The organism is Providencia stuartii (assembly GCF_029277985.1).
Lineage (GTDB): Bacteria > Pseudomonadota > Gammaproteobacteria > Enterobacterales > Enterobacteriaceae > Providencia > Providencia zhejiangensis.
On sequence record NZ_CP119546.1, the window covers coordinates 137,658 to 148,762 of the forward strand.

14 protein-coding genes are annotated in these 11,105 nt (G+C 34.5%); 3 read left to right on the top strand and 11 right to left on the bottom strand.

Annotation, left to right across the window (positions count from 1 at the left end):
* Positions 1–217: 217 nt before the first annotated feature.
* Positions 218–841: a TetR/AcrR family transcriptional regulator C-terminal domain-containing protein gene (locus P2E05_RS00580; RefSeq protein ID WP_196713929.1), complete on the bottom strand. Its 624-nt coding sequence runs from the start codon at positions 839–841 to the stop codon at positions 218–220.
* A 128-nt stretch (positions 842–969) separates the two neighbouring features.
* Here P2E05_RS00580 and P2E05_RS00585 point away from each other — a divergent pair, with 128 nt between their 5' ends.
* The 3 genes from P2E05_RS00585 to P2E05_RS00595 are packed head-to-tail and all read left to right on the top strand — an operon-like array spanning position 970 to position 3,573.
* Entirely contained in the window at positions 970–2,055 is a 1,086-nt protein-coding gene (locus P2E05_RS00585; RefSeq protein WP_154622705.1) for an HlyD family secretion protein, read from the top strand.
* Between the two features lies 1 nt (position 2,056).
* Entirely contained in the window at positions 2,057–2,308 is a 252-nt protein-coding gene (locus P2E05_RS00590; protein ID WP_276122970.1) for a hypothetical protein, read from the top strand.
* Entirely contained in the window at positions 2,308–3,573 is a 1,266-nt protein-coding gene (locus P2E05_RS00595; RefSeq protein ID WP_276122971.1) for an MFS transporter, read from the top strand. Before P2E05_RS00590 ends, P2E05_RS00595 begins: the two co-directional genes overlap by 1 nt.
* Before the next feature lie 236 nt (positions 3,574–3,809).
* Here P2E05_RS00595 and P2E05_RS21565 read toward each other — a convergent pair whose 3' ends face one another.
* The 10 genes from P2E05_RS21565 to P2E05_RS00645 all read right to left on the bottom strand — a co-directional run bounded on the left by P2E05_RS21565 (position 3,810) and on the right by P2E05_RS00645 (position 10,912).
* Positions 3,810–4,109, bottom strand: a complete 300-nt coding sequence (locus P2E05_RS21565) for a hypothetical protein (RefSeq protein ID WP_276122972.1) — start codon at positions 4,107–4,109, stop codon at positions 3,810–3,812.
* A 1,295-nt stretch (positions 4,110–5,404) separates the two neighbouring features.
* The gene (locus tag P2E05_RS00605) at positions 5,405–5,839 is read right to left on the bottom strand and encodes a YbaY family lipoprotein (RefSeq protein ID WP_154635687.1); all 435 of its coding nucleotides are present in this window, start codon (positions 5,837–5,839) and stop codon (positions 5,405–5,407) included.
* A gap of 14 nt (positions 5,840–5,853) precedes the next feature.
* Positions 5,854–6,282: a winged helix-turn-helix domain-containing protein gene (locus P2E05_RS00610; RefSeq protein WP_154635688.1), complete on the bottom strand. Its 429-nt coding sequence runs from the start codon at positions 6,280–6,282 to the stop codon at positions 5,854–5,856.
* A gap of 344 nt (positions 6,283–6,626) precedes the next feature.
* On the bottom strand, positions 6,627–7,121 hold the full coding sequence (locus P2E05_RS00615) for a hypothetical protein (RefSeq protein WP_163860487.1): 495 nt from the start codon (positions 7,119–7,121) through the stop codon (positions 6,627–6,629).
* Entirely contained in the window at positions 7,099–7,749 is a 651-nt protein-coding gene (locus tag P2E05_RS00620; RefSeq protein WP_154623060.1) for a hypothetical protein, read from the bottom strand. Before P2E05_RS00620 ends, P2E05_RS00615 begins: the two co-directional genes overlap by 23 nt.
* Positions 7,727–8,281 carry a hypothetical protein gene (locus P2E05_RS00625; RefSeq protein WP_247047930.1) on the bottom strand — a complete coding sequence of 185 codons (555 nt, stop codon included), beginning with the start codon at positions 8,279–8,281 and terminating at the stop codon, positions 7,727–7,729. Before P2E05_RS00625 ends, P2E05_RS00620 begins: the two co-directional genes overlap by 23 nt.
* Complete coding sequence (gene sctJ, locus P2E05_RS00630; RefSeq protein WP_154623058.1) at positions 8,265–9,023, bottom strand: type III secretion system inner membrane ring lipoprotein SctJ; 759 nt, start codon at positions 9,021–9,023, stop codon at positions 8,265–8,267. The genes P2E05_RS00625 and sctJ overlap by 17 nt, the downstream gene beginning before the upstream one ends.
* 3 nt (positions 9,024–9,026) lie before the next feature.
* A complete protein-coding gene (sctI, locus tag P2E05_RS00635) occupies positions 9,027–9,320 on the bottom strand; it encodes a type III secretion system inner rod subunit SctI (RefSeq protein ID WP_154623057.1) in 294 nt (97 codons plus the stop codon).
* 54 nt (positions 9,321–9,374) lie between these two features.
* The gene (locus P2E05_RS00640; RefSeq protein ID WP_154623056.1) at positions 9,375–9,704 is read right to left on the bottom strand and encodes an EscF/YscF/HrpA family type III secretion system needle major subunit; all 330 of its coding nucleotides are present in this window, start codon (positions 9,702–9,704) and stop codon (positions 9,375–9,377) included.
* A gap of 11 nt (positions 9,705–9,715) precedes the next feature.
* Complete coding sequence (locus P2E05_RS00645; RefSeq protein ID WP_272657803.1) at positions 9,716–10,912, bottom strand: PrgH/EprH family type III secretion apparatus protein; 1,197 nt, start codon at positions 10,910–10,912, stop codon at positions 9,716–9,718.
* Positions 10,913–11,105 lie beyond the last annotated feature (193 nt).

Sequence of the window (11,105 nt, forward strand, 5' to 3'; positions counted from 1 at the left end):
TTCCGATGGAATAATATTTATTCAAAATTAATCTGGTGTTTTTAGTGGTGAAAATAAAGCACTCGGTATTTTGACTTAAAAAGCGTTTGGGGATTTAGTCATGATTTCAGCCTATTTATCATTTTATCGGTAAGGATAGAAAACGCTTAGGTTAATTTTTATTGGCTAACGAGCTGATTATGATTCTAATATTCAGCTCGTTAAGTCGTGATTGCGATTATTTTTCTAGGCCGCGAATAATGAGTGTGAGGCCATCTAGAAAACGTTGCTCATAGTTATTGGTAAACAATATGGTTTTAGCAGCCCATGTGTATGGGTATTGATTCTTATATATTTCATTGAATTTATTTAGTTTTTCATCTATCTCATTATCATGAGAGTAGAGTGCTGCTTGTTGTTCTATGCAGCATCCCAAAATAAAATAAAATATAGTCATGGTTGAGTTTGCTGCTTTTTCTGCTGACATGCCTGATTGCATAAAGGTTTTAATCAACGCGTTATTGATACGTAATACATTATCTGAAATAACATAGGTTCCAGCGAAAACTCGCGCGCCATCTCGATGCTGTAACAAAGCGTCTCGCAATTGATGGGTAATGTTTAATAAATTAGTCTTCCAATCCCCTTCATTTAGATCACCCACCGCGACATTAGCCACAATATGGTCAGCCATGCCTTCGACTAAGGACTGTTTGTTATTGAAATGCCAATACAGTGAAGCGGCTTTGATATGCAGAGCATCGGCAAGCTTACGCATCGTCAATCCATCAATACCGTCGGTCTCTAGCAGTTGCAGTGCTGTTTCAAGTACTTGTAATCGTGTGATTTTTTGATTTTTCATAAATAATTCTCAATTATATCTTTATTCCCTAACATTGTTAGTCTAACATATTTATCTAACCTAACGTTGTTAGGTTGTCAGTATAGTTTATTTTGCCACTTGTAGGTATGCATATTGAGGTTGATGACATGGCGACTGAGGAAACTAAAAAATTTTCCAAAAAAATCTTTGGATTAACACCGTGGATAAGCGTGTTATGTATAGGCATATTAGTTGCAATTACCACGTTCAATTGGAATAGGTGGCAAAGTAATCAGCGCTATCAAGAGTCAAATAATGCGTATATTAAATCAGATTCAGCAATCTTAAAGTCAAGAATGACAGGCTATATTTCACGAATCTTAGTCGATGATTATCAATATGTTCATCAAGGGGAAGTTATTGCTGAAATTAATAACCAAGAAGAGCTGTTGAATCAGAAAATTGCTAAAGCAAAGTATATAAAAGCGGAGCAACAATTTGCGAATCTTGCAGATGAAATTAAAGAGCATGACCTGACAATTGAAAAGCTATTAAACCGCTATAAGGCTGCGGGGATTGAAGTGGCACAAATGCAGCGTAGTCCTTTGTTGCGTAAGGAATTAATTAAAAGTGGAGCAATAACCTCTCAAAATCATCTTGATGCTCAATCAGATTTACAGCGATTAATAAAATTAGAGCAAGCAGCTAAAGCCGAATGGGAGCAAGCAAAACAATCTAAATTAGTATTAATGCAACAAGAAAAGATCCGTCTGGCAGAACGAGATATTGCATTAGCAAATTATCAACAAGCAGAGACGCAAATTTCGTATTCCACGATAGTGGCACCATTCGATGGCCAGTTGAATAAAATTAAGCTTAATGTAGGCAGTTTGGTAACGCCAGGCACCGAAATTGTCACCGTCACACCGCGTTCACAGCCTTATATCATTGCGCAGTTAAAAGAAACCCAACTTAAAAACGTTCAGTCAGGACAATCCGTTTCTATTGCGATTGATGCTTTTCCCGGTATGGAGTTTCGTGGTGTTGTTCGTGATATTGGTGCGCAAAGTAGTGGTGAGGCCGCATTAATTCCCGCAGATAATAGTAGCGGGAATTTTACAAAGGTGGTTCAACGGATCCCTGTTTATATTAGTTTTCTCTCAACGCAATCAAATGACATAGATAAGCTCCGCCCTGGAATGTCAGTTGTTGTGAATATTGATACGCAGAGTATGCATTCGCAAGGAAAGTAATATGTCACTAAGAATATTGCAAAATGCTAAAGAAACGAAGCCTCTTTTTGTTGTTATTTCGGTATTTCTCGGGGCTGTCTTGTCGACATTATTTGTGAGAATGTTTTCTTTGTCACTGGCCGATATTCGTGGTGTTTTTGGTTTAAGTGCGCAAGAAGGATCATGGATTAATGTTTCATTAAATGCGGCACAGCTAATCAGCATGACGTTAACACCTTGGTTTATGGTCGTCTTGGGTGCTGAAAAATATTAATGAGTACCAGTATTGTTCTATTAGTGAGTTTTTTGTCATTTCCATTATTAGGTGTAGATGGTCGATCACTTATTGAATTAGTATCAATTCATTTTGTCATTGGTTTCTGCTTAGGCGTGTATTTGCCGATGACAATTTCATTAGCTTTACGAAATTTACAGCCAAATGTCTGGTTGATTGTCATGGCCGCTTACAGTTTACGGGTCTCTTTAGGCATGGATGCTGGCGTCGGAATTTCAGGATCATTTATTGAAATCTTTGGCTGGCAATGGATGTATTGGGTTTGTACTTTTTTTACGTGTTTTATCTTTATATTTACATGGAAAGGTATGCCAGTAGCTGAAATTAACCGTGATATTTTAGCTAAAACGGATTGGGGAGGAATGGCGCTGAAAAGCGTCAGTTTGGTTTTACTTTATATTGGTATTGTGCAAGGTGAAATGTTTGGTTGGTATGACTCTGGATTGATTGTTTCTTGTCTATTAGGAAGTGTGATTCTTTTTACTATTTTTATCGTTCGTTCATTCCTTTTTAATCAAACATTTGCTCATCCTGGTTGGCTAGCAAATCGAAACTTGTTGTTGTGCTTTATTGTTTCCTGCCTATACGGTTTTTTAATGCTAGCGAACTCTCTATTTATTCCTTCATTTTTAACGACAATCAGTGGGTTAAAACCCTATCAAATAGGAGAAGTGACTAACATTGCTTTTATCGCTTATCTCTTATTTAGCCCAATAGCAATTTGGTTGGCGCGTAGAGTTGATTCACGATTACTAATGGTGATTGGTGTAACGATTATTGGCGGTGCTAGCGTATTAGGAATGCAGGTGGATTATCAATGGCGGGTTGATGAATTCGTACCACTCATGATTATGCAGTCATTTGGCGAATGTTTAGTATTGATAGGTTTAATTGCTTCATTTGTTGTTAATATTAAGCCTCAGGATGCATTAAATTTAGGCGCATACATCTCTATTGCCAGGGTATTAATGCCGGCTATATCGGGTGCATTAATGAATACTTATTTACGGGTAGCTTTTGATGGGCATTTCGAAACTAAAAGAGCTTTTATCCAAACAGGGGAACAGAAGCTATCTTCGGCAGACACGTTCAGTGTCGTTTTATCGTTAATCAGTCGGGAGTCAAGTGTAGGTTCTTTTATCGATGGTTTTGCCATGACATTACTCATTGCAATTATGGTATTGTTTTTACTTATATTCTTAAAACCAGCGCCTGAAAATAGTATTGTGCCTGGAAAAGAATGACTCACAGGCTCGTTGTGAGAATATTATCGTAATATCGATATTGCCTCCTTATTAGGAGGCAATACTGAAATAGAGGCTTTAATTTTTACCCATCGTTAATTTAGTGATGTAATGTAAATTATCCTCATTGTTCAATTGAGCCTCGAATTTTAAATTATAAATGTTATTGTTATCATAATAATTCACCATATAGGTGAAGAACACATCCATAACGGATGGGTTATCCATTGATAGGATCAATGACTCATCATTAAAAAAATAAAATAGTCATCACGTCCCAGATTTTTAGCAATATAATCTACCTCGGTAATATAGCCTTGAGTGGGTTGTTCGATCTTTTTTGTTACCTCTAATTTACTCGCCGAATAACCTGTAGGACTAATATAAAAATCATTTACTTTTCGACTATTTTGAGGCCTTGTAGCCTGTTCATCTGCATCAATGATCGTTAGCATCATATCAGAACCGCTTTTATGCTCGGTCGCGATAAAAAGCGATACGGCATAGGCATCAACACCTTCAAAAAGAAAAGTCAATATCTCAGGGTTTCTTGGCCCCGTCACGGTTCAGGTTAGCAAGACGGAACGGTTATCTGTCTGATTACTTGTATATCCAATAATATTTGTTACATATCCATAAAACATAGTGACCTCAACTTAAATTTAAAAAATTAGGATGTTAATATTTAATTAATAGCTATCAAATAAAAATAGCTGAATATTGAAACGGACTATCATAAAGAATAAAAGATTTTTCATTTCAATTGGCCAGTTAATGAATGAGCATAATTAACTGGCCAATTGAACCTTATAAAGATAACAGTTGGATTATCGTTTTAATCTAATATATAGCGGTAAGATTACTTTTTAAATATAACATAAGATTTGAAATGTTCTATTTATTCCCACAAAAACAATAAAATGCTTTTTAAATCTAGAGATAGATAATATAAAAGCTATAATAGTGCCTTATTTAGGCGTGAATGGTTATTTTCATATGGTCGACCACTCATAAAGAGTAAGGGCGAGTTTAATTCGTCTATTATTAATTGATTGTGTTTATTGGATGTTGATAGGAATAAAATATTTTATAATGCATAGAATGCAAGGGGCATCACTATAATGTTTAGATTTTGTTAATCTAAACATGTATATTGAATAAATACTGTTGTTTAATATAGCAACATTACAGATTATCTATCATAGATAATTCCATTATTTCTTTATGATAAATAAAAGTTAGCGCTGTTATTTATTTGGCATTAATAAAGTCAAATAATGTTAAATAACGATTAAAAAGCTATAATGAATTCGATTTACGTCCAGTATCAATGTGAATATTATATCAACGATTAATAGATACAGTCATTTTATGCTTATTAAATCAATTATCTTGCATGTTTCCATCGGTTATTGCATTTTATTGTGGAAGAAATTCGCTATTATCTCTTCTGTAAAAAAACAGGTATGGTATCTCCATTCAAATATTTATATGGGCAGTCATGTTCACTTTATTGTTTGATTTTAAACGGTTGGAATTAAGTCAGCTGCTGATTTTTCATTAAATGCTCATGACACAAGGTCGTTAATCTATCTAACCTTAGACAAGATTGTTTTTTATGCAGAGATTTATTTCTTCAGTTATTGTGATGAATTTTAACTTAATTGTAGGAAGGGAGTATATGGAAGAATAACGTTATAGAATATCGCTATAAATAGCCTCATTATAATCACCATAGACTATAGATAACACTGAATCTTCTCGTTTTTCTTGTAATGCAATTCTTCCATATGACTTTTAATGAGCGATTGATCGTTTTATTCAATGACTCTTACTGACTTGTTATAACCGTAAGAGAAACATGACCAGAAGCGCTTTTAGGTATAGGATTGATAGTATCGCTCATCATTATTAGCTGATTATCTTTTTCTATTCTTGCACTGATTCCTAACTGACTTCTTAATTTATTCATTTCAGATGATAGTCTGATTTTAAATGTTAAAAAACGCCCTGATTTTTTAGTTTTAAATTGAAAATTATTGCTTGTAATACTCTCATTTTCGTTTTTACCGATTGGTGAAAGAGAAAGGGTAACCAATGAATCATTAGGGATATCAATAGATTTGGAATGAATCGTTCCCTCAATGATAGATAACTTATTATTTTTATTTTCAGTTAAGTTTTTTGTACAGCCAGACAAAAAAAAGACCAATAGCAATAAATATATTGATGATGTGAATTTGTTATTGCGGTTAATTAGTTTCATTTCTATTCTCTTGATTATAAAATAGTGCGGTTAAATACCTTATTGAAAAAACATTGAACATAAGAATATATCCCTTTCTTTTGAGGGTTGAACATTGAGCGATTAGCTTCTGATTTTGTGCCTGTGTATAGGATACCAACCCTAGGTAGGGTCATGATTAAATTTTCATCAAGCTCTATTTTTTTAAATGATAAGCGAAGCTGTCTGACTAACTTATAATAGCTGCTTTCAGTCACAATCGTTCCGCGTTTTTCCCAAATCTCATACATAATTTCTCGTTTACTACTGGTTTTATTCAGTAATAGTTTCAATAAGCATGACTCATTCTCTGAAAGATTAATCGTTTTCTTACCGCGAGAGAGCGTTCGCTTGAGGGGGTTGTAAACAACATATTCCGATAAAATAATAAGGGGTTCTTGCTCAATTTGATCTGTCTTATTCATATTATTTTTCCATATATATAATTTCATCGACAAGTTATTTGCCATATCCTAACGTTCAAGATAGTGTGCCACAATATAAAAAAACGACACACAATAAGATTTTTATAAAAAAAAGACGATTTTTAATAAATCCAGATGATTTTTTAGGATGGCTTAATTTATCGCTATGCGCTCAGTTATATATATCAATTTAGTATATTTATTTTTTATATTTTATTGAGCGGGGTGTTTGACTAAGACTTAGCATGATAAGAAATATGCTAAGTCTATAAATTTCGAATAGGATTCTTATCAAATCTTTGTGAAGAAAGGAAAAAACGATAATATATTAACAATACGATAGATTAGACGAATGAAAGCTCATCATCACCATCATCTTCTAGTTTGTTATGGCCTATCTGATTATTCATTTGTTCTGTCAGTGGTTGGAGCATAAATTTTACCGCATTAACACGATAAAATGCGTGATTGAACGTTTTCTTGAGTAATTCTTGATTATCAAAGGTATCGGGCTTTCCGAGTAATTGTATGGCGCCAGCAATAAACCTTTTTTTTTCTTCAGAAGAGAGTCTATTGAGTTTTTTACAAAGCGCTAAGAAGTTTGTTTTATGATCTTCCGAGTTTTTAATATCTTTTGGATCACTGACTCTCAATGTTGTAAAAAATGTTTTAATATTTTCAATCTCTTGAGTCGTTAGCTTAAGCTGCTTGGTATTTTCGATTGTTTTAGCTTGCCATGTATTTTTGACTTTGTTGACTAACGTTGAGCTGTCGTGATTTGTGGGTAGTGTATGCTCTGATGGTGTTTTTAAATGATTATTTTTTAGCGGCGTAATCATTGGTTTCTCCTTGATTAAGGTTATTCCTCATCGTTTGGTAGGCTATTTTTCGTTCTGCTAATACTTGGCAGCGGCTTGGAATCGATAATAGTTGTGGTAATAGATGTTTTACGGCGATAGAAGGTGAAAAATGAATAATTTCATTGCCTATTTCTAAGGCGATATCCTCATTTTGACTTGGTATAAATTTAATATGAGCGTTTTTTTGAGGGGAGTTCTCTTGTAATGAACTCGGTAAATACAAAATAGCGGGTTCCATATTCGATTGTTGAATGAAATGTTCAGCAATGATTGTTTGTAATAGTTTATCGTGGAAAAATTCAGAGAGTTGATGTAAAAGTTGTTCTTTACTTTGACTTAATTGTTGCTGAAAGCGTTTCTCGCTCATCTCAATACTTTCAATCATATTCGAGAGTAACTGTTTTAATCCATCTTGATAACCTTGTTGATAAGCAACATGACGGATATGCTCTATTTCTTGCTGAGCTTTCTGATAGTTTTCGGTTACTTGCTTGTGAGCTTGTTTTGTTATGTGTTTTGCATAGCGAAAGGCACTAATTGTATTATGTTTTATGAGTACTTTTTCTCTTGCGGTTTGTTGAATATCAGGCTGCATTTTTTCGGACATAGTGACAAGTCTCTTCAATAATATTCCAAGGTAATATTGCTTTTACGGCGGAAGGGATGAGTTGGCGCGTTTTATAGCTAAACATATGTTTTAACCTGTCGGTATATACTGCACCGAATGGAATTAATTGAGCAAAAAGTTGTTCTGCTCCGAGAGCCAGTAGTCTCTGTGGCGAGGGAATATTTACTCCACTAACTTGCCAAAGCGGGTTAGCAAACTGTTGGCGTAAATCTGAGTAAACGGTGAGTTTTCCCCACCAAGGAAGCTCTTCCTTATAGAGAATTGTGCCTAATCCAAGCGCAACCTTCGGAAGGTTCGACCATTCTTGTAAGAGAATATTTGGCAATATCATCGTGGTACGATCTGGCCAAGGCATCGGGTATTGTCGAATTAATCGATGGTTATGTATTTTCTTTAATATTGGAGGCAATTTATGGTAATGAATATTACTATATTCAGGATGAAAATAGCTTCCTGGCGCTAAGAAAATATCCGTTTTTAAAAGCAATGATATATTACTCTCCGACGCCATGGGTTTTTACCTCAGTCATATTATTTGTATCTGCCTTAGTCTTGAAAAATGGCTGCCGACGCCAAACAAATATTAATAAACCAATCACCATGATGACTGACAAGGAAATGACCGTAACCCAAACTGGATTCAACAGAGTTTTAGGTTGATGGCGTGTTTGATGTTGCAGTGGTGGTCGTTTAACGACGACAACAGACACATTGTCATAGCTGGTTTCTGCGAAACTATTGGTTAGGAATAATTTGATTTTATTCATCATGAGTTTGGGGTCTTCATTACCTGAATAGGTCACCAGACTGGATACTTTTTGTATTTGTTTTGTGGCGCTATTGCTGCTTAGAGGATAGCTAACATGTACTCTTGCATTGACAATATCAGGGATGGTTAATAATGATTGCTCTAAACGTTGTTCTATTAATGATAATAGTCGGGTTCTCTCTGCTTGTGGTGACGCCACTAAAGAATCTCCAGGAAAAGCTTGGATAATTTCAATGGGATCTTTGGATGGCAAATGATATTGTCGTAACAAATCAACGGCGATAACAAAGTCATTAGGCGCGATTCTAATTGAGTCTCCTTGCTTATTATCTTGTTTACGTGAAGCATCAACGCCGTGTTCTTGTAACACAGCGAGGACTTCGTTACTTTGTCGTTGGCTAAGGTGGCTGAGTAATAATTGGTCATCACAACCGACCAAGAATCCAATCATGCCAACCAAGAGCAGTTTTTTGACTATATTCATGGCTTATTGGGCTTTTAATAATGTATCAATGGCATTGGTTGCTTTGTGGGTGAGTGTGGAGACAAAATTGAGCTCTAATGCATATTGTCCAATGGCATCCTGCATTTTCAACATCTCCACGGGATTGCTGACATCTAGACTATTTCCCTGAATAATCAGTTGCTGCTTTTTATTTTTTACCTCAACAGAATATTGTGCATATAACTCTTTCACTTTATCTTCAAGTGATTGGCTTGAAGTATTGTCTGAAATGTTATCTGGTGTTGGTGGTAACATAGTATGGTTGGTGATTTGCATGATATTAGTTCCTAAAAAGTAGAGCATCACTTAACTGATGCTCTTCGATATAAATTAAATATTACGAATAATCGCTGAGGCTGTATCTTTAATAGATTTCATTAAGCTACTTTGTAATTGACGTGCCATATTATAGTTACCGCTTAAAGCCGTAATTTTTCCGAGTACTAATGGGTTATCGACTTCTAATTTTTCACTTTTACCATCAAGCATATTTTTTAATTCGTCAGCTAATTCCTTAGCGCGAATACTGACATTGGCACTACTGCGATACATCATCCCCCAGTTATGATCACCTTTAACTGGTGTTTCAAACGCGGATGAATCCCAATTACCGGTGGCACTATTAATACCTAAAATATCTGATGTAGATCCATCTGACATATATCACCTCATTAGTTAAGAGTATTTGAATTAAACGACCAATGGTTATGACCTAAAATAATGAAGCCTTGATCGTTACGGATAAATGATTTTCCTGCTAACTGATTAGTCGCCAAAGATACTGAAAACTGAATATACTTATTTCCCCATTTATGAGAAAAATGTTCAGCTAACTGAACAATTGAAGACGTTTGCTTATCATTAAGATTTCCCTGAATAATAAAAATAACGTGATTATCTTTATTTATTTTTTTCCATGGAACGTTACTTTCAGTCAAACCAAGTTCAGCTATCTGGATTAATGCTTTTGACTCTATTTCTATCACCTTACTATCGGTATAACAGGTAAGATGGCTTTTTATTATATTATCAATAATTTTCCTATCTTTAGATAAGGCTTGTTCTTTGATTATACGTATAACGGGTTGGCAAGGATTGGATAAATCTACTTTTAAAAGGTTAGGTATATAATCATAAATGTGGTTTTCAATCTCACTTTCAAGATCATTGATTTTTTTTATGTGATATTTATCGACATAATTTTCTTTATTTAAACGCTGTACACTCCAATCGGCATCACGCTGTGTTTGTACGAGAATTAATGCATCCCCTTGTCCATCTCGAGTGGCGATGATGGGGTAATGGCTATCTTGTAGTATGTTTTCTAGCATATTTATTTTTTTTTCTGAATTATTTGTAGGGTATAGATAAATACCCACAAAAGAAATAAACAATAGAAAAGTACAGATAAAAATGGTTTTGCGTTTTTCAGTAAGAGACGTTAAGTTATTTTTTTTATCATCACAAAACACGCTATACGGTATACTTTCTTCTATATCGGTTAATTTCCATGGCATATCAAGTGCTTTAAAAGCAATCGGGAATATATCAGCAAGCATTAATTCTTGATAAACAATGGGAATAGTAAATGATTTAATCCCATCATTAATATTCAGGCTAAATATTTTTTCTTGTATGTTATCACTGCTGTTTGTTGGGTCTTGTTCTGTCACGACAGCGAGTTCATAATGCTCGGTAGCACTAGGAATATAATAGGTAGTAAAGCCATTATCATCGACTTCTGCTCTGTATTGAATATTGGGGTCGATAACAATAAGATGAGCATCTGCTGTTAATACCAACTCATGCCCACTCATAGGGCCGCTAGCAATTTTCATTATACAAGCGCGGCTATTTGTATCTGTCATAAAATAAATTCCACGGATAAGAAATTAGTATCAGTAAAAAGTATTACTTCATTTTTGTCAGTAGAATTTATCTTAATCATTCTGACTGATTGATTTGTTTATTAGGTATGAGTTATTCCGGAATATTCCCTTGTATAAAAAGTGCATTTTCTTCAATTTAGCTATATCGAATCTTTTTAAATAAAAGTATAAG